The following is a 19,502-nucleotide window of genomic DNA, read 5'->3' on the forward strand; positions in this document are numbered from 1 at the left end:
AGTTCCGTCTATTAAATGCCAATGACGAACACGGAGCTCTGATCGCGGATGGCTTTGACCACGCTCATCGCAACGATATAGCCGGTCTTGGGGTTGCTTGCAGAAGGTGTGTTCTCAAGTTCAAGCCGGATGCGGCCGAAACGACCGCTTGCTACGATCTCGTGCATGTTGCGTGAGATGCCGGGATCTACAATGACTTTAACTTTGGTCTCGTCCATTCCGACTCCCGCCAGACTCAGGGCTGCCGAGACGTTGACGCTCTCGGGAAACAGCAGCGCTGCCTCGCGTGCGATCCCTTCATAGGCCGTGTACGGCTCCGTTAATCCGCCGAGATCGACCTCACGCTCAATGACCGTGCCGTACCAGGCCTTTGGCGGCTTGCGTGTAGTTAGCGACACCTCCTCCATGGGCCCCAGACTTCCTGCCGCGATACGATCAAGTCCGCCAATGGCCGCCGAAGGCACAATGATCCGCCTGCCAGCTGCCTCTGCGGCTGCTTTAAGCTCGCTGAGCAGCGTCTCATCCGCGAGCGCGCCGACACTGACGATGATCAAGTCGGCACCGTTCGCCAACACGTCCCTTCCATAGAGCCGTACCGCTTCGTGTCCCGCCGATTCGACGACGATGGTAGGTTTGGTCGCGTGAAAAGCCTCCGGATCGTCGAAGATCCACGGCGAGAGCGGATGATCCTGCCAGCGGCTCCGGTTACGTACCAGAATAGCCGCCAACTCTGCGGCCCCAGCCAATTGAGAGTGAATGGCTGCCGCCACGTCCTCGCCGATTGTCCCCAATCCAATGATGCCAATTCGATTCATCGGTTCGCCTCCTGAAACATAGATAACTAGATTCTGGAGAGTGTCGATTAATAGCTGGCCCCCAAGTGGGAAAGTGCTAACGGCCACCAGAGCACTTATTCGTAAAGAAAATGAACTTTTGAAAATCTAACGGTCACAGACGCACTTATTTGCTCGAAAACTAGACATTTCGGCTGAAAACGCGTGAATAACGGCGTTCCTGTCCGTTAGAATTACAAATGGGACGTTTAAGGCTTAATAGGTGCTGTGGTGGCCGTTACAGCAAAAGTGCATCCTCAGAGATGCACGATAACCGATACAGCTTATTAATCGACACGCTCTTCTGCTCTATTCTATTTTATCAAACAAATTGCATATGGTATACCATAAACCATAAGACTATGATATAATGAGCCCATACTATCGAGGAGGGATGCCCGTGCCAACCGTAACCTTTCAAACATCCGGGAAGTCGATCGAGGTGGAGAAGGAAAGCAACCTGCTTCGCACCTCGATCCGCTACGAAGGCTCCGTCCCGTACAAATGCGGAGGCGGCCTCTGCGGAACCTGCAAGGTCCGGATTGTCGAAGGCCAGGACAATCTGAGCCGGATTATGAAGAAGGAAGTTGCCCGCCTGGGTCAAGAGAAGCTGGATGAGGGCTACCGTCTCGCCTGTCAGACCTTCATCTCGGGAGATGTGACGATCGCTTGGGGCGAAGAGGATCTTGCCCGATTGAACAAGATCGCCCAGCGCCGAATCAATGCGGCACAGTAAACCATGAACCGGATAAGGAGCCTCGTCGCAGCTGCGGCGAGGTTCTTTCCTATTCCGCTGCTGCTCCGACTTCCGCACACAAGAGAAGGCCGGGCAGCTCCAGCGGCACCTCGCCACCAGTCCTGCCCGGCCTTCTAACCCCTGCCTCAACTGACTTGCACGATCTTGTTTTCTTCATCCAAGTCGAGCTCATAGATCTCTTTGATGATATCCTCAACTGTATCCGACTTGGGGAACACCTTGAGCGGGATCACGTTGTCAGGAAACACTTCCTTCACGCCCTTGATCGTGATCCGGATATCGGGATCGGCGATCTTACAGATTGTGAAGGTCGACATTTTTTTGCCAAAGAAATGGTATTCGTACTCCGCCACCTTCTCCAGATGAGGATGATCGGTCACTGTGCGGTACCGTTCGGTCGTCGTCATCAGTACATATTCGCTCATGTGGGCACTCCCTCCCTCTTCGCTACTCTTGGCTGAATTCAAGATCAGCCGTAATATAAAGCTGGCATGCGAGCCTGTAGCCTTGCTCAAGCCGTTCTCCCAGCATTTTTTGCTCTTTCCAGTTGGGCTCCTGCAATGATTCGCCTCCCGCGATGACGCGGATGGTGCACTTGGTACATTTGCCCATGCCACAGCCATACTTCAGATGGGGAAGCTTTTTGACGCCTGCCAGGACGACCAGATTGCTGCCCTCCTGCACCTCTTGCTCGTATGTCCCGTTCTGCTGATGCAGTGTGATGTTGGGCATCGACGCACCTCCATCTCTTATAGGCCTACTCCTTGGCCAGAACTTCCAAGTATGCTTTCTTCGCGTTCTCCACGTGAATCTTGGTCAGATTCTCCGCAAGGTCCGCCTCGCCTTCCATAACCGCCCGCGCCAGATCGCGGTGCTCCTCCATCGCTTTGCGCAGCCTCCCCGGCAGCTCATAGGCCAGGTGGACAAATGCCTGCACGTACTCCGACAGACTGTCGATCATGGCCTGCAGCCGCGGACTGCGCGCAGCCTCGAAGACGACGGCATTGATCTTGAAATGAATCCGCCAGTGCTCCTCGCGCAGCACATTGTGCTCCAGCGCCTCTTCAATCTCCGCAATAATCTGACGCAGCTTGTCCCTTTGGGGCTCCTCCGCCCGCTGGGCAGCCAGCTTCATCGCCAGGCTCTCGGTCGCCGACAGGATCGTGAAGATCTCGACGATCTCCTCAGGCGACAGCTTGGAGACGACTACGCCTCTGCGCGGCAGCGTCTTTACAAAGCCCTGCGACTCCAGGCGAAACAGCGCCTCACGGATAGGCGTACGGCTGACATTCAACTGGCCGGCCACCTCACGCTCAACGATCCGGTCACCAGACTTATAGATGCCCTGGACGATCGCTTGCTTCAAATACTCATAGACTTTGTCTCGGATGGGGCTGAGCTCTTCATCTTTCCAAATTACAGGACCTTCTGGCATATCGTATACCTCCGAATGGGTTATTACTCCATAGTGTATACGAAATGCCAGCCCTTTCACAACATTAACAAGGTGCTGTGCTTACTAGCCTCAAAAGTGCCGGAGAGGCACGGAATCGAATCTGGAGAAGCGAAGCGTTCGCCTTTGTCCCCGGATTTCAACCGCTGGAGCGGTTAAAAATTCAAGAAATCTGGGGACAACAGCGATCGTAAGATCGATCCGTGACCGTAGGGTCCTTTTTGAAGGCTGTCTGCAATTACTTCTTGATATCGGCCTGTGTTAACACTTCATGATCGCTCCCCAGGTAATCTTGGAGCGCCCGTAGCGCTGCCGTGCCGACGATCGTATCCTGCTCGCCGTTGCCGCCACTGATGCCGACGCCGCCGACGACCTCCCCGTCCACGACGATCGGAAAGCCGCCGACGAAGATGGCGAACTTGCCCGGCATCATGACATGGATCCCGAAGGCTTCGCCCGTTGGCGATGCTGGCCCGCCCGGTTGATTGAACAGATGGGTGGAGCGCTTGTGTCCGCTTGCCGTAAAAGCCTTGGCTATGGCAATCTCCGGACCCGTGATGCGTGCGCCGTCCATCCGCTCCATGGCGATAACGTAGCCGCCGTCGTCGACGATGCAGATCGTTTCCAGCACCTGGGCTTCTTCCGCGGCAGCTTTGGCTGCTTCGATCATCGCCCTGGCTTCCGCCAGCTCCAGCTTGACCGCTGTTCTCATCCTGCCGTTCCCTCCTTTATCTAGTTGCTGCAGCAGAACCGGATTGGCTGCGAGCCGTGATACACCGTCTTCTCCTGCAGGTAGAACTCAAGCGCTGCCCTGCCCGACTCGCGGTAGGTGGCCGTGCTGGACATCTTCATCCCGCCAAACGGCGCATTCATGCTGTTGCCGGTCGTGGGACGATTTACCTTGACCACCCCGGCTTCCATATGATCGATGAAATAGGACATCCGGTCAGGATCTGCCGTACAGATTGCAGCGGAGAGACCGTAATCAACTTCATTAGCTGCCCGGACCGCATCCTTGAAGCACTTGACCCGAATGACTGCAATGACAGGGCCGAAGATCTCTTCCCTGGCGATGCGCATCTCCCGCTTCACGCCCGTAAATACAGCCGGTTCGACATAATAGCCTTGCCCGTATTCGCCATCTGTGAGCTGACGCCCGCCGCTGACAAGCTGCGCCCCCTCCTGCTGGCCGATGTCCAGATAAGAGAGGACGGTCTCAAGCTGACGCGCGTTGGCGAGCGGACCAATCTCCGTGCCGGGGGCAAGGCCGTCTCCAATTCGCAGCGCCTTTGTTTTCTCCGTCAGCTTGGCGACAAAGGCATCGTGAACTTCATCCATAATAATGACGCGGCTCGTACCTGTACAGGCCTGCCCTGTCAGCTCGAAGCCGCCTTTGACGGCCAGCTCGGCGGCATGGTCGAGATCGGCATCCTCCAGAACGAGGAGAGGATTCTTGCCCCCCAGCTCCAGCTGTACCCGGGTGGACAGCCCCACAGTCCGGTGGATCTGTTCACCTGCGCGGGTCGAGCCTGTAAACGTGACGGCTCTGACTGCCGGATGGGTCAGAAGCGGTCCTGCTGTATCTGCCGCTGAGCCCGTTACAAAATTCAGCACCCCTGCGGGCAACCCCGCCTTGTGGAGCGCCTCGACCAGCCGAAGCGCGATGAGCGGCGTATCGGAGGCCGGTTTGAAAACAACTGTATTGCCTGTTGCAAGGGCGGGAGCGATCTTGCGGGCCGGGATCGAGATCGGAAAATTCCACGGTGTAATGACACTGATGACGCCAAGCGGCTCCCGCTTGGTGTAGACAAAGACGGTCGGATCGTCCGATGGAAGCGTGTCGCCCGAGACATTAAGCCCCTCGGTAGCGTAGTAGCGCAACGTCTGCGCCGAGCGCTTGACCTCCATGCGGCTGCTTGCCAGCGTCTTGCCTTCCTCTGCCGTAAGCTCCTGCGCGTACTGCTCCAGACCGGCCTCCAGCAGATCCGCTGCCTGGAGGAGGATCTCCGCCCGCCGGCTCGGCGCGGGGCGCCGCCACCCGGCGAATGCTTGCTGCGCCGCTTCCACCGCTGCTCTTGCATCCGCCTCTACAGAAGCCTGGAACCGTCCGACGACTTCGCTGCTGCGCGCGGGGTTGCAGCTCTCAAACGTTGCCCCGCCTGCTGAAGGTACCCACTCGCCGTTGATCAGATTGTGATAGGTTTGTACCGCTGTATCTACTGGCATGGCTTCCTCCTTCGTCATGATCTAGCCGAGTCCGAACTCCCGGGATATGGCAGCGATGTACATCCTGCGCATCTTGGTTGCTTCTTCGACGATTTCGATACAGCGCTGCTGTTCCTCCGGCGTCTTGGCATACTCGAGGACGATCTGATACCCGCGTTCGCCGTGGATCTCGTCAGAGACGATATGCAGATCGAAGAACTCTACTTCCTCGTCCGTAAACCCGTAATGATTGCGAAGCGTCGGCGTCTGACGGCGATAGATAGCCGGTACCTGCGATTCCAGCCCGACCACGAGCGCCGCTGTCGCATACAAGAAATTTTCCTTGAATGCCATCCGGTAACACCAGGACTGGAGTCCGATCGTTTCCGGCAGCAGATTTTTCATGGACACGACCCTCTCCCGTGTCGTCCCGCACGCTTCTCCAAAGCGGATCAGCAAGTCAGTATGACGGTCGCCCCCGAGCTCTTCCTCCCACATGTTCTGCAACAGAAAATCTCTGGCATCTTCATGCGGGCAATTAGCGTACACATAGGCGAGGTATTCGGCAAATGGACCCACATATGCATAGTGCTGCTCTACCCAGCGGGCAAAATGCTCACGCTTCAGCTCCCCGTTGGCCCACATCGTTGTGAATGGGGCTTTGGCAACGGCATTCCCCTCGATCGCTTGCTCCAAGGCACGGCGGAACTCCTCCTTGTTCATCAAGCGGTTTTTTTCAACGGTTTGTGTCATATTGCCCAATCTCCTCTCCAAAGCTCGAAATTTGTTTTTTTGGTATATGGTATACCAAAATTGTGAGGTGTGACTATTATTGCCCAGCCATCCGTCATTTGTCAACCTGTCAATTCCAAAACGATGAGCAGCACTGTCACCATGCCGATGTAAGCGGCGGTGAACGGCAGGTTCCAGTTGGATACCTTGTAGGCGCTGCGGTTGATGAGACCCGCCATCATACTGGCCGTCGCATTATAAGGTCCCATCATGAAGGCTGCCGCCGCCCCTGTCAGCATGGCAATCGCCGCGATCTCAACGGATACGCCAAGCGCCGTGGGATTCATCGCCTCCGCGGCCAGTGCCAGCGCCACGGCCGGCTGCAGCCCGGCAAAGGCCAGCCCGAGCGGAATAAGCGGGATCAGCAGTATGAACAGTTCGGCTCCTACCGTTTGTTTGATCGCACCAAGCGCCGTATTAATCACATGCGTTGCCCCTGTGGACTGAATCGCTGTAATCATAAATCCAGCGCAAAGGAACATGTAGAATTGCTCCTTCATCCGTCCCAGATGCTGGGGCAGACGTTCGCGAGCCAGCGACAGGAAAGCTCGTCCCTGACCAAGCAACAGGGACCAAACCAAAGCGAACGGAATCACCGTCAGGGTCACCAGCAATAGGAAACCGAGATGCAGCCGGCTCTCTAATAGCGAGATCAAACCGTTCAGTGCGACAACGGCAAGCAGGATATGAGACGGATGTGCCCCCTTGGCGGCTCCCTCTTCGGTCATCCGTCCGTTGTCTGCTGCCTCCGTTCCGAGTAGCGCTGCGTCCCCTGCGTCGTCTCTCTCCGGCTTGCCGGACATCTCAGATATGGCAGCGAGCTGTCTCCGCCGGCGCTTCGAGAGGGTAAAGGCGATCAGACAGTCTGCGGCGAGTCCGAGCAGACTGAACGGGATCAGAATCGGGATGATATGCAGCCAGCGGACGCCAGTCATCTCTACGACGATACCGACAATTGGAGTGACCGGCGTCCATACCGTCGGCATGGCGAAGCCATGCGTAATCGAACGGCTGATAAACCGCTCCTTCTCACCGATCGGATACAGATCCATCGACGGCTTCATCGTCTGGTACATCATCGGCATCGCCCCCAGACTCATGAAGGAGCTGGCGATATAGGTTAAGCCCGAAGTGATCATATAGAGCAGACCGGATGTCTTGACCCTGCGCGCAACCGCAAGGCGGATCCGCAGCGCATAGCGGCCAAGCTCTATCGGCAGGGCGATCAGCGGCACAAGCGCAAACAGGCTTAAGATATTCATCATCCGGCCGAAGCTGAGCAGCACCTGCCCCCACCCGGCCCCGTGAGCTGCAAGCAACCACAAGCCGATTCCCAGCATCAGCATGCCGAGCAGTCGGACATACATCCCGATTCGGGAAACCACAACGAGAATGACGAGGATACTCAATAAAGGCACGAGCCAGTCCAGCAGCTTGGCGGGATACAACACTGAGATCAGGTACACCAGTATAGCAACCCCCAGTAGCCCCGGGAGCCTCATGGGTCCAAGATGTCGCGAACCGCAGCAGACAAGCGGGTCAAAGCGGTCTCCACCAGTTCCTCGCCGAGCTTGCGGCTGCCTTGGCGGCCATCACCGATACAACCGTTTGTGGTCATCTCTTCATAATAATAGAAGCCTTGCAGCGGACTGCCCGGCCGGAGTTTCCGCCATCGGCCTTCCTCTGTCAGTTCGCCCTTGGCCAGCCGCTCTTGCCGGACAAGCTCAGGCGCCAGGTACAACGCCTCGGACACTTCTCGTTCGCAGCTGTGACCGTATACCTTTGACCTAATGTGCTTGTCCATCACATCCTTGGCCGAGGCGGTGGTCTTGGCGTAATAAAACTCGATCTCTTCCTCCCGGGTGAGCACGTCGGCGGCTACGCCGAGCGTAGCCTGATTGCCGCCATGCGCGTTAATGACCAGAAAGCGCTGGATACCGTGCGGCTTCAAAGAACGGACGATATCCCTCAGAAGCGCAATCAGCGTCGATGGCTGCAGGGAGATCGTTCCCGGAAAATGAAGATGATGGCTCGAGATCCCAAGAGCGATCGGCGGCGTCATGAACGCCAAGGGATGGAGACGCTCCGTCAGCCGTATGGCAAATTGTTCGGCGAGCACTGCGTCACAGCTCTCCGTCATATGCGGGCCATGCTGCTCCTGGGCCCCCAATGGAATGATCGCCAATTGTACCGTGCGAAGTGCTTCCTTCACTTCCGGCCATGTCATCTGCTGCAACAGAAAGGGTGGACCAGCGTGCATCCGTTTCACCCCCTTCAATAAGGTTTATTGTATACCATATAAGTGCCGATGCTGTCTTCCCTTTGAACTCCCCGGCATTTCGGAGTATGATGAAGAGACATGCAAGTATGATTACGTTTGGGGATGATGCACAAATGATGCACCATATACATTATCTTGACAAATCCGCGCCTGCCTTCCTGGCGGATAAACTTGTCGAGCATGCGCATAGTTATCCGGACCTCCGGCAGATCGTGATTGTCGGCATTGGCACCAATCGTTCGCCCGGCGATTCGCTAGGGCCAGCAGTCAATAGCCTTCTGGCCAACTCCTACACTGGCAACCGCCGCATCCGTCTGTTTGGAACGCTGGAGAAGCCTGTCCATGCCTTGAATCTGAAGAAGACCTTGACTTATCTGAACAAAAAACACGCGCAAGCGTACACTATCGCACTGGATGCTTGTCTCGGACAGTACTTCAAAATCGGCACGATCCAGCTCGTACACGGCCCGCTTATGCCCGGACTCAGTATGGGCAAACAATTGCCGGAGATCGGTCACATCCATCTGAAAGGCATAGTCAACAACTACGGTCCGATCAACGTCAAGGTGCTGGACAAGACGAGCCTGACCTTCGTACAGGACATGGCCTTGATGATGGCTCAGGCGTTGACACTGACCATCGACCGGCTGCTGCCGACGATGACAGACGTGGAGCATGACTCTGCCGGCGATACCCTTCGCGAAGACCTTCTCGCCTCTTCGCAAACGAGATTCACCAGATAAGGAGCGCGACAATAGTCGCAACAATCAGCCCCAGCATCACGGGGATAAAATTCTTGCGAGCAAGCTCCATCGCCGATACCCCGGCGAATCCCGCCACGGCTACAAGGGAAGACCAAGCCACGATCGTCCCGCCGCCGGCCCAGATCGCTCCCATCTGACCAATCGCGGCCAGTGTGGAGGGATCGACGCCAACTGCTGGACCAAGAGCGCCGGATAACGAGCCGGTGAGCGGCAGGCCGGAGAAGCCCGAGCCGTCCAGGCCGGTCACTATGCCGAGGATCAGGATGCCGAAGGCGGTAATCGATGCGCTGGAGGGAATCGCATGCTGAATCGTAGATACCAGATCGAACAGAAAAGCCGGAGCGGCTGCACCTTCGCCAAGCGACAGGATAGACCCGGAGAAATCGGAGCTGCCCAGGAAGAAAAAGCCCGCGATTGGAATTACCGGACCCATGGCTTTAAAGGCAAATACAAAGCCTTCTACCAAATGGTCGCTGATCCGGTCCAGCGCCTTCAGCTTGCTGAAAGCAAAGGAAGCCAGGATAAGGAGTACTACCGCAACGCCGCCGATAAATGCGGCCCCATCTCCGCCCTCGAAGCTGCCTAGTCCGCCGAATTTGCTAAAGATCATGACTACCATTACGCCAAGCATCGCGAGCGGCACCAGCAGCGCAAACAGCTTCGACCACTTCTCCATCCGGGGCTCAAGCGTCTCGACAGCCGCCGCGACTTCATCCAGATGGGCCGGCTCCTTCTCCGCTGCGGTCATGACCGTAACCACGGCTCCGGGGGCGCCTTGGCCGGCAGTAATCGGGGTGCGAATCGACTTGCGGTTCATCAGATAAGCCGTCGTAATCGCGACGCCGCCCGTTATAAGCGAGAGAATCAGCGCCTTGTCGGCCACTGCTGCAGTCGGTACCCCTGCCCCGACTGCACTTAGCATAGGGGCTACTTGCATAATATAATCCGACGATAGCGCCATACCTTGGCCTGCCAATGCAATGGCAATCGCCGCACTCATCGGCGGCAGTCCAGCACGCACCGCAGCCGGAATCAGCAGCGCTCCAAGCAGCGGGACAGCCGGCGTTGGCCAGAAGAACAACGAGATGACAAACGTGATGCCCGCCAGAATGAAAAAGGCGAGATGCCCATTCAGCATGAATCTTTGAATCGGTTGAATCATCCGGCGGTCCGCTCCCATATCCCGCAGCGAAGCAAGGAGCGCTACCATAAACGTAATAATCAGAAAAATTGTAAACAATTCCTGGGCTGCCGTCAGGTTGGCATTGTATACCGCTTTAAATCCGCTCAGCACATCCCCTGTAAACAACCACCCGATCAAGAAAGTCCCCACCAACGAGGGAATTACGACACCTTTCCGAAAAAGCATCACAATTATTACAGACAATGTGATAAAAGCATACAAATAATGCGATAAACCTAACATCCGCATCCCTCTGCTTTCCTCGTTTTTGATGACTTTCAATCGAATTGTATCACAGAAAGGATAGCTTGAACACGTTTATTTGGCATTTGGTATACAATTTTATCAATGATTCTGCTAAAATTCTCGGAAATTCGGTCGTTTATACCAATTATTATACATGAAAGCGTTTCACATGGTGTTAGGCAGGAGTGGAACTTTTCAAATAACTATAATTTGGTATACCTATTTTCGCGACATCATCTTGTAACTATAGTTAACATCATTCAAAGTGATTCCTTTTCAATGCATATCGCCCTACCAGCGTTACTATGCTGTAAAACACGACAGAAAGCAGCGCAAGCATGACAATACTAACCATGACCAGATTCATCTGAAACACTTGCCCCCCATACGTTATCAGGTACCCCAGACCCGCCTTGGAGGAAAGAAACTCTCCCATAATGACGCCTACCAGCGTAAGACCGACATTGACCTTCAACGTAGCAATAAAGGTCGGCACACTCGCAGGCAGCAGCACCATTCGCAGCATCTGTCCGCGGGAGGCGCCGAACGACTCCATTAGCTTCAGCTTGGTTTTGCTAATCTCCTTGAAGCCACTCTCGATCATGATGATTGTCACAATGACCGAGATCGCCACCGCCATGCCATAGATCGAGTAACGGTCACCCAGCCAGATATAGAAGATCGGCCCGAGCGCCACCTTGGGTAGCGCATTGAGAACAACCATATAGGGCTCCAATACTTTGGACGCGTACGTCGACCACCAGAAAAGCACAGCGACAGCCGTCCCCATCACCATTGATACGATGATGCCGACCAGCGTCTCCCAGGCCGTTATCCACGTATGACGAAACAACTCCCCCTGCAGCCCCAGCTCAATGAACGACTGGTAGATTCGTGAAGGACGGCTCGTCAGCATTGGATTTACCCAGCCAAGCCCCGCCGCAAGCTCCCACAAGCCCAGAAAAGCGGCAAGGAGCAGCAGCTGACCGCCACGGATCAGCCAAAACTCACGTTTTTTCTGCTTTAGATACAACGTGTACTGGACGGACGGCGTCCGGGCCACTGCAGCTCCGCCACTATTCCCGTCAGTAACCATCGCGCCCGTCTTTTTAACCGGTAGAGACGACATGACCTTCCAGCTCCCTCCATATCGTATTGAAGTAGGCCGCATAACGTCCCGCTTCCCGCTTTTTCCATGGCGCCAGCTGTTCACCTTCATCAAATCGCATCGGATAGATCGACGAGATCGTACTCGGCCGTTTACTCATAACCATCACGCGGTCTGCCATACAGATCGCTTCCGAGATATCGTGCGTCACGAGAATCGCCGTCTTGCCCTGATCCTTGATGATTGAATGCACCTCATCCGCCAGCGTCAACCGGGTCTGATAATCGAGCGCCGAGAACGGCTCATCGAGCAGCAGGATATCCGGTTCGGCGACAAGCGTACGGATCAGCGCCACCCGTTGGCGCATGCCCCCGGAGAGCTGTCCCGGATTGTGCTTGGCGAAACCGCCCAGACCGTAACGCTCCAGCAGCATAAGTGCCTTCTCCCGGGCCCGCGCCATATCCATCTTGCGGATTTCAGCACCGACAAGCAGGTTGCTCAGAACATCCCGCCATTCGAACAGATGATCATGCTGAAGCATATAGCCTACCTTTGGCGATGTGCCGCTAACCTGCTCGCCTTCGATCATCACGCTGCCTCCGGTTGGCTTCAGCATGCCCGAGATGAGGGAGAGCAGCGTGCTCTTTCCACAACCGCTAGGACCTACAATACTGATGAACTCTCCAGGCATGATCGACAGGTTGACATGACGCAACGCTTCGGTTTCTTGTTTTAAAGTGAAGTAGCGCAGATCCACATTCCGAAATTCCACTGCGGCATGCGACATAGATATCTCCTCCTCTATACTTAAGGCAACTGGTTCACGAAACTCATATCAACGACATCGCTCATCTCCGCGATCCGCTCCTCTTCCTTCAACACCCCGTTTTCAACAAGCACATTCTGGAGAATATCGAACATCTCCTGCGTCAGTTCCGGTTTCTCCGACCAGGTATCCTGGGCTTTGTACCGATTAACGGATTGTATAACCACTTCCTTCGGCGTCCCCTCAAAGAACGGCATCAATACCTCAGCAATTTCATCATCACTAGCCGTCATGAGCCATGATGTGCCTTTGGTGACTGCCCGCACGAAACGCTCCACGACCTCCGGATGACGCTCCAGGTACTCACCGGTAGCTACGTAGGAGGTTTCAGGAAAATCGCCGTACATCTCACCCATTGAGGCAACATAATGTGCCGATCCGTCGAGCTCCAGCGTGGAAGCTACCGGTTCGAACAATTGGATATAGTCGCCTTGACCACTGGCAAACGCACCCGCCATCGCCGGCGCGGCCAAGTTAGTAACAACATCAACGCCGTTCACACCTTCCCGAAGCAACTGCGAATTCATCACCATCTGTGGCGCACTGCCCGGACGCCAGCCAATGACCGTCTTACCTTCAAGCTCACTCCAGTCGAAGTCCTGGACCGGCTCGCGCGCAAGCAGGAATGAGCCATCCTTCATCGTCAACTGATGGAAGATCTTGATCTTGTTGTCCCCTTCCTGGTTGTAGATATAGATCGCCGTCTCCGGACCGACCAGCGAGATATCTGCCGTCCCAGCAATGAGCGCCGCCGCTCCCTTGTCAGAGCCCTGCGCCGTATTCATATCAATCTCGAGACCTTCCTCTTCGAAAAAACCCTGACCGATCGCAACATAATGCGGCGCATAGAAGATGGAACGAATAACCTCGGAGAACTTGACGGTTACCTTCTCCACCGGCTGCTCCGGCGGCGCTGTCTCACCGCCAGTGTTCTCTTCAGTGGCTCCGGCGGAAGGCGGGTTTGGCTGCGGCTCGTTATTGGCACCGCAGGCAGCCGCAAACAACATCATACACACAAGCATCAACAATACAGGCTTGCTCTTCGTCAAGGTTTTCATCGGTTTCTCGTCCTCCCTGATATCTCTTCTATATATTTTGAACTGCTCGGGATACCCCGGCGACCAGATGGTCCGCCGCGATCCCCTTGCCGTAGTCCACCATCTGCCGGGAGCCGATATCCGTGAGCGGGACTGCCGTCACCCGCTCGCGCAGCAGGAACACCTCTGCCGAGGGCAGCAGCATCTCGAGGGCATAGGCAAGTGGCAGGCCATTCTCCATGATCTCCACCGAGTGTGAGTTGCCAACAATAAAGTTCAACCCCCTCTTCTGCGCCAACGAGACGAACGGATGCCCCTCTCTCACCCGGCTGATACTGACGATGATCGTGTCAGTCTCCGGATAGAGCAGCAGCGCCTGCTCCAAATGCTCCAGTGAGAAGCCCGTATGTGGGAAAAAATGCAAGATGTGCTTGACCGGCTTGTCCATTCTGCCACTGAGCAATCGCGACGGATTGGCCATCGTCGCTTCCTGCAGCGTCGCTTCGCCACGGATCATCCGTTCCGCCTCCAACAGCCGATGATCGCTGTCGCGATCCAGCCATCCCGCAAGCCGCCCCAACAGATCCGCAACGGTAGCAACACCTTCCAGAGCCACGCCTTTGTGTAAGACATTGCCCGGCACACCGCCAAACGAGATGTCTGTTGATAGCTTTTGATGCCCGTGCATCATCGTCATCCCCGGATGCAGGCCATGGAAGGCCTCATGCAATTCAATGACCGAGAGTCCATAAAGCGGCAAGTAATCTCCGAACGGCACTCCGCCCGAGCTTGCCGCTTCGGCGACCGGATGATGGACAACAAGCAGATCCAGCTCCATGCCCGAAGCCAGCTCGATCATGTTTTCAGTCAGCGTCATGCCAACCCCGATGCGCTTGACTTCCTTGGCAGGGTCCCCGAAGATCAAACCTGGAATCTCCACAATGCCCTTGCCGGGGATATGCGACGTCTTGGTGACCACATAGGGATTCGTGCCTGCGGACACCTCGTCCCAGCTCGTCACCATCCGTCCACGGGTGATGATATTAAGGGCTGCGACGACATCCTTGTTCGTTATCATGGTTGTAGGTTGTTCCATGCCCGCTCTCCTTCCATTTCAGAGAACCTCTTCTTAGAAATCAAAAAACCGCTAAGTATGATTGCCCGAACCCCCGCAATGCGGGTCCGGCCATGTCATAATTAGCGGTCAAAAAGCTCTCTGATCTCAGAGTTCTCCAGTACCTGCTAGAGTGTGTGTGTACCTAGCGATCGACTAATCGGTGCAGCAGCTTTCTCTTATAACAGAGAGGCAACAGCGCCTTATCCGTCAATTGCTTGTAAGGTATTCCGAAATTATTTATTGAAAACTCTCTTTCTTGTTAGGTAATATACCATATAAAAAAGTGATTCGTCAATAAAGGCAAAAAAATAATAATAAAGCAAACTATGTGTTAAGTTAATGTCATGTTCTGAGGGGGTTGGCCCCCAATATAATTACGGTCCCGGAATATTCCGTCCGGTAATCGTAATCCTTAAGAATCAATCGTACGTCCAGTCCGAGTTGTTGTTCCAACTGCTCGCGCAATAACCGCTTGTTCTCCTCCATCAGCAGCATGTCTACACTGGCCGTAAGCGAGCGGTGTTCCTTGTCCAGGATTTTCATCGCCGGTATCCGCTTGTGCGTAGCAAAGATATAGACTTTATCCTCGACGATATCGATTTTTTGCGACTTGATACCGATTCCGAAGATCTCCTGATTGATGGCATTATAGATTTTGATAATCTCCTGCTTCAATTCACCCACCGTATACGGAGGCTGCATACACTCACCCTTCCCGATTCGATCTCCAACAGCCCCATTATAGCATGGCTGCCGTTTTCCTCAACGGGACGAACCAAAGTCAAGACAAGACAAAAAAAAGACCTGCTACCGTTATTCGATTTAGCAGGCCTTGTAATGCTCTTCTTTATCCCGCAGGCTGACCCTGCGCCTCCAGCGCCAACCGCTCATAGGTCCGCAGCGCGGCCTGGACCCCTTCGCCAGCGGCTACGCGGACGCCGTGCCAGATGAGGACAGCCTCCAGGGCGCCGAGGGTGAACAGAACGTTGCGCATGCTGCAGCTGTAGCCCATCGTGCCAATTCGCCAAATCTTGCCTTGCAGCGGGCCAAAAGAGCTGGCGATCTCAAGACCGAAGCGGTCCAGCAGCATCGCCCGTACCGACTCGCCATCCACTCCGTCAGGAATCGCGATGCAGGTCACCACCGGCAGCTTGGTTCGGCGTTCGCCATACAGCGTCAGTCCCATCGCTTCGATCCCCGCGACCAGCGCTGCTTCCTGGGCCCGATGCCGAGTAAAACGCTCCTCCAGCCCTTCCTCACCGACGAGCCGAAGCCCCTCATACAGTGCATACAGCATACTTGTCGCCTCTGTATGATGATTGAGCCGCGCCGCACTCCAGTAGTCTTGCAGCTGACTCAGATCTAGATAATTGCTGCGGATTGCCCCCTTCGCTTCGGCAATCGAATCCAGCGTCGTGCCACTCTGCAGTCCGCGCTCGATTCGCTTGCGCTGCAGAAGTTTGGCCTCCGCCCGGTCGTTGTATGTGACTGGAGCCGACCCGGATGGCACGGACAGGCACTTCTGCGTGCCGCCAATGACCGCATCCAGCTCCCACTCATCCGTTCGCACCGGCACGCCGCCCAGCGTCGCCACGGCATCGACGACGAGCAGAGCGTCGACCGCCCGGCATGCCGCCCCGATGCCCTCCATCGATTGCAGCTGTCCCGTCGACGTCTCGCCATGCACCATGGCCACCAGCTGCGGACGGTGTGTGCGAATGGCTTCAATAATCGTCTCCGGCGCAAAGGTTGTTCCCCATTCGCACGTAAGCGAGATGACATGCGCACCACACCGACTGGCGATTTCATGGAGCAGATGACCGAAGCGTCCGTAGATCGGCACCAGTACAGTGTCACCGGGTTCGATCAGGCTGACCAACACCGCCTCGAGTCCTGCCCGGGAAGTCCCGTCGACAGGAAAAGCCCATCGGTTGTCGGTCATGAACACATCACGGAGCTGGTCCATGACTGTATTCATCAGCGACGTGAATGCCGGATCAAATTGACCCACAATCGGCGCCGCCATCGCCCGCAGCACGCGCGGATCAGCTTCTACCGGACCAGGTGTCATGATCGTCCGTGCCGGAGGCGACCATACTGGATAGTTACGCATGCAGTTCACCCTCCTCGTATCCCAAGTTGTACAATAACTCTACCAGCACCAGTACCCCAATGGCCAGTTCGCGCGGCGACGTATATTCCTCAGGCGAGTGTGAGATGCCCCGCTTGCTCGGCACGAAGAGCAGTGCCGTCGGACAATGTCCACCGAACATCTGCGCATCGTGACCTGCGCCGCTCGGCATGTGCCGGGCCGCAATTCCTTGCTCCTGGCAGATACGCTCCAGCCTGCTGTTCAATGCGGCATGCAGCGGGACTGCACCTTCGCGGAACCACTCGTCAAAGGCGATGCTCAAGCCGCGTTGTTCCGCCAATTCGGTAAACGTCGTCCGCATCCAGCTGCAAAAGGAGTCGAGCTGCGCGTCGTCCGTATGTCTGGCATCCACTGTGAACTGTACGCCCCCTGGAACAACATTGGGTACATTCGGGGACACTTGCAGCTTGCCTACTGTCGCGACCAGCGGCGCCCCGCGACGGATGGCCTCCTGCCGGAGCAGGTGGAGCATCAAGCCCGCCCCTTCCAGTGCATCCTTGCGGAGATGCATCGGTGTCGTACCAGCATGGTTGGCCTCACCCACCAGCTCGATTCGCACCCGGCGTTGACCGGCGATGGAGTCCACAATACCAATAGCCAGACCTTCCGACTCCAGAACGCCTCCCTGTTCAATGTGGGTTTCGATAAATGCACCGATGTCTCTGCGCAGCGCCGGGCGGGCACTACCTGCACCGAAACCGCAAGCCTTCATGGCCTCCCCGAACCCCATCCCTTCTTGGTCGACAAGTGTGACGATCTGTTCGTGAGAGCGCTTGCCTACGACATTACCCGATCCCCAATAAGCGAGAGGGAAGCGACTTCCTTCTTCTTCGCAGAGGGACACGACCTCCAGACTCCGAAGCGGCTTGCCGTAACGTTTCTGAAGATAGGCCAGCGCCACCAGGCCTGCAGCTATTCCATAGGCCCCGTCGTACTTACCGCCCTGGATCACGGTATCGATATGTGAACCGGTAACAATCGATGGCACATCCGGCTGTCGGCCCTGCAGCTTGCCATACAAATTGCCAACCTCATCAAAAGTCGTCTCCAGTCCAGCCCGGGTCATCCGGCCCGCCAGCCCCTGCTGGGCAGCAAGCCAAGGCTTGGAATATAATAGCCTTGTCACGCCCGCACTTTCACCTTCGCTATAGCCAGACAGCCAATCCAATACGCCGGTTACCTCGCTTTCCAGCCAATCCAGCAGCCGTTCTTGCTCTTGTGGATGAGATAACACTTCCTGCTCCATGGCCGCCCCTCCCAAAAGTTTTCCGAAGGAAAACTCACTTCGGAAGCATTCAAATATGTCCATGCGCCACAATCTGCTAGTCTACCCGTTGGTGCTTCAGCCAATTACCGCCCCCTGCTGCCAACAAACCTGCCGCCCCATCGTAAACGTGACGGCCACGGCTGTAGACGCCAGTGACGCGACAGTGCATTGTACGCCCAATATAAGGATTATGCTTGTGCCGATGCAGCAACTGCTCCTGCTGAAGACGATAAGTCTGCTCCAGGTCAAGCAGGACCAGATCAGCATCCGCGCCGATCCGAATCTCGCCTTTGCGCGGGTGCAAACCGAATCGCCGAGCTGGCGCTAGCGACAATACACGGCTGAGAAGCGGCAGCGGCAGGCCACGCTTCACATGACCCTCGCCAACTATCAGCTCCAGCGAGTTCTGGGCGCCCGCGATGCCGCCCCATGCTTCAAAGAAATCCGGTTTATCCTTGAGTTCTGCCGGACATGGCGAGTGGTCCGAAGCAATCAGATCAATCGCCCCGTCCGCCAGCAGCTCCCACAACGCCTCTTGCTGGGCTTCATCTCGCAGCGGCGGCGCACACTTGGCCGCAGCGCCAACAGTTTCGAAAGCTCGCTCCGTCAACACCAGATAATGCGGACACGTCTCCGTGGTTACATCCATTCCTCGGCTCCGAGCTTCCTGGATCAGCCGGATCGCTTCACCACTACTGATATGCACGAAGTGGAGGGCGCAGCCCGTTTGCTCAGCATAGAACAGAGCGCGATTCACCGCCTCCAACTCGGCTAGTACTGGACGGGTCGCCGCGTAATCGGCAGGCGATGTCTTGCCCGCTTCCCTTGCCTGCTCCGCCAAGACGGAGACGATCGGCTCGCTCTCTGCATGCAATGCCAACACTCGGCCGAGGCCGGCCAGAATGCGCATCCCTTCCAGCAGCGTATGATCATCAACCTCGCGAAATGCCTCTTCTGATGGATCGCCTGGAGATGACATGAATGCCTTGAAGCCGGTCACGCCAGCAGCCGCTAGACCTTCCAGCTCGTGCAGCTTGCCCGGAACCAGGCCACCCCATAAGGCGTAATCAATACGCGACTTGCCTTCCGCGGCTGCCAGCTTGCGCTCCAGCGCAGATACGCTCACGGTCGGCGGAATGCCATTAAGCGGCATGTCAATCAACGTTGTACATCCGCCTGCGACCAGAGCTGCGGTGCCGGTCTCGAAGCCTTCCCAGTCGCCAAGACCAGGTTCATTCAGATGTACATGACTGTCTACCATACCCGCCATGACGGTCAGACCGTCAGCATCGACGGTCTGATCGGCAGCACCTCCCAGCTTCTCGCCCAGTTGGACGATCTTCCCTTCGTGAATGGCAATATCCAGCCGGCGTACGTCATCCTTCAGGACGACCGTCCCATTCTTGATGATCAGATCTACATGCTTCGTCATGGACGATGCCTCCTTCGCCTCAGCCTAAACCAGATTCGATTCCGTGCCT

General features: G+C 56.0%; 20 protein-coding genes. 2 read left to right on the top strand and 18 right to left on the bottom strand.

Annotated features, from left to right (window positions below; all coding sequences use genetic code 11):
- Positions 1-11: 11 nt before the first annotated feature.
- Positions 12-815, bottom strand: coding sequence for an aspartate dehydrogenase (locus F556_RS0115085; RefSeq protein WP_020617812.1), 804 nt, complete (start codon positions 813-815; stop codon positions 12-14).
- 412 nt (positions 816-1,227) lie between these two features.
- Here F556_RS0115085 and F556_RS0115090 point away from each other — a divergent pair, with 412 nt between their 5' ends.
- Entirely contained in the window at positions 1,228-1,569 is a 342-nt protein-coding gene (locus tag F556_RS0115090) for a 2Fe-2S iron-sulfur cluster-binding protein (protein WP_245583070.1), read from the top strand.
- Positions 1,570-1,715: 146 nt separating this feature from the next.
- Here F556_RS0115090 and F556_RS0115095 read toward each other — a convergent pair whose 3' ends face one another.
- The 8 genes from F556_RS0115095 to F556_RS0115130 form a co-directional block, all read right to left on the bottom strand.
- A complete protein-coding gene (locus F556_RS0115095) occupies positions 1,716-2,015 on the bottom strand; it encodes a hypothetical protein (RefSeq protein WP_020617814.1) in 300 nt (99 codons plus the stop codon).
- 22 nt (positions 2,016-2,037) lie between these two features.
- Positions 2,038-2,322, bottom strand: coding sequence for a 2Fe-2S iron-sulfur cluster-binding protein (locus F556_RS0115100; protein ID WP_020617815.1), 285 nt, complete (start codon positions 2,320-2,322; stop codon positions 2,038-2,040).
- Positions 2,323-2,347: 25 nt separating this feature from the next.
- Positions 2,348-3,025: a GntR family transcriptional regulator gene (locus F556_RS0115105; RefSeq protein ID WP_020617816.1), complete on the bottom strand. Its 678-nt coding sequence runs from the start codon at positions 3,023-3,025 to the stop codon at positions 2,348-2,350.
- 256 nt (positions 3,026-3,281) lie between these two features.
- Positions 3,282-3,755 (bottom strand): GlcG/HbpS family heme-binding protein, encoded by a 474-nt coding sequence (locus F556_RS0115110; RefSeq protein WP_020617817.1) that lies wholly within the window; start codon positions 3,753-3,755, stop codon positions 3,282-3,284.
- 20 nt (positions 3,756-3,775) lie between these two features.
- The gene (locus F556_RS0115115; protein WP_020617818.1) at positions 3,776-5,269 is read right to left on the bottom strand and encodes an aldehyde dehydrogenase family protein; all 1,494 of its coding nucleotides are present in this window, start codon (positions 5,267-5,269) and stop codon (positions 3,776-3,778) included.
- Positions 5,270-5,290: 21 nt separating this feature from the next.
- Positions 5,291-6,001 (bottom strand): iron-containing redox enzyme family protein, encoded by a 711-nt coding sequence (locus F556_RS0115120; protein ID WP_020617819.1) that lies wholly within the window; start codon positions 5,999-6,001, stop codon positions 5,291-5,293.
- Between the two features lie 101 nt (positions 6,002-6,102).
- Positions 6,103-7,506, bottom strand: a complete 1,404-nt coding sequence (locus F556_RS0115125) for a hypothetical protein (RefSeq protein ID WP_020617820.1) — start codon at positions 7,504-7,506, stop codon at positions 6,103-6,105.
- Between the two features lie 32 nt (positions 7,507-7,538).
- On the bottom strand, positions 7,539-8,267 hold the full coding sequence (locus F556_RS0115130) for a creatininase family protein (protein ID WP_245583074.1): 729 nt from the start codon (positions 8,265-8,267) through the stop codon (positions 7,539-7,541).
- Between the two features lie 167 nt (positions 8,268-8,434).
- Between F556_RS0115130 and yyaC the strand changes: the two genes are divergently transcribed.
- On the top strand, positions 8,435-9,064 hold the full coding sequence (gene yyaC / locus F556_RS36310; protein WP_211222598.1) for a spore protease YyaC: 630 nt from the start codon (positions 8,435-8,437) through the stop codon (positions 9,062-9,064).
- Here the strand turns inward: yyaC and F556_RS0115140 are convergent.
- The 9 genes from F556_RS0115140 to allB all read right to left on the bottom strand — a co-directional run bounded on the left by F556_RS0115140 (position 9,054) and on the right by allB (position 19,453).
- Positions 9,054-10,517, bottom strand: a complete 1,464-nt coding sequence (locus F556_RS0115140; protein ID WP_020617823.1) for a hypothetical protein — start codon at positions 10,515-10,517, stop codon at positions 9,054-9,056. The two genes, yyaC and F556_RS0115140, sit on opposite strands and share 11 nt — an antisense overlap.
- A 253-nt stretch (positions 10,518-10,770) precedes the next feature.
- Entirely contained in the window at positions 10,771-11,643 is an 873-nt protein-coding gene (locus F556_RS0115145) for an ABC transporter permease (RefSeq protein WP_020617824.1), read from the bottom strand.
- Positions 11,624-12,409 (bottom strand): ABC transporter ATP-binding protein, encoded by a 786-nt coding sequence (locus F556_RS0115150; protein WP_020617825.1) that lies wholly within the window; start codon positions 12,407-12,409, stop codon positions 11,624-11,626. The genes F556_RS0115145 and F556_RS0115150 overlap by 20 nt, the downstream gene beginning before the upstream one ends.
- A gap of 20 nt (positions 12,410-12,429) precedes the next feature.
- Positions 12,430-13,506 (bottom strand): ABC transporter substrate-binding protein, encoded by a 1,077-nt coding sequence (locus tag F556_RS34125; RefSeq protein WP_020617826.1) that lies wholly within the window; start codon positions 13,504-13,506, stop codon positions 12,430-12,432.
- Between the two features lie 28 nt (positions 13,507-13,534).
- A complete protein-coding gene (locus tag F556_RS0115160; protein ID WP_020617827.1) occupies positions 13,535-14,581 on the bottom strand; it encodes a Nif3-like dinuclear metal center hexameric protein in 1,047 nt (348 codons plus the stop codon).
- A 363-nt stretch (positions 14,582-14,944) separates the two neighbouring features.
- Positions 14,945-15,304, bottom strand: a complete 360-nt coding sequence (locus tag F556_RS0115165) for a Na-translocating system protein MpsC family protein (protein ID WP_020617828.1) — start codon at positions 15,302-15,304, stop codon at positions 14,945-14,947.
- 145 nt (positions 15,305-15,449) lie between these two features.
- Positions 15,450-16,715 carry a pyridoxal-phosphate-dependent aminotransferase family protein gene (locus F556_RS0115170; RefSeq protein WP_020617829.1) on the bottom strand — a complete coding sequence of 422 codons (1,266 nt, stop codon included), beginning with the start codon at positions 16,713-16,715 and terminating at the stop codon, positions 15,450-15,452.
- Positions 16,708-18,000, bottom strand: coding sequence for a Zn-dependent hydrolase (locus F556_RS0115175; protein WP_020617830.1), 1,293 nt, complete (start codon positions 17,998-18,000; stop codon positions 16,708-16,710). Before F556_RS0115175 ends, F556_RS0115170 begins: the two co-directional genes overlap by 8 nt.
- A gap of 76 nt (positions 18,001-18,076) precedes the next feature.
- Positions 18,077-19,453 (bottom strand): allantoinase AllB, encoded by a 1,377-nt coding sequence (gene allB / locus F556_RS0115180; protein WP_020617831.1) that lies wholly within the window; start codon positions 19,451-19,453, stop codon positions 18,077-18,079.
- Positions 19,454-19,502 lie beyond the last annotated feature (49 nt).

This window comes from Paenibacillus daejeonensis DSM 15491, assembly GCF_000378385.1.
In the GTDB taxonomy this organism is placed as follows: Bacteria; Bacillota; Bacilli; order Paenibacillales; family Paenibacillaceae; genus Paenibacillus_D; species Paenibacillus_D daejeonensis.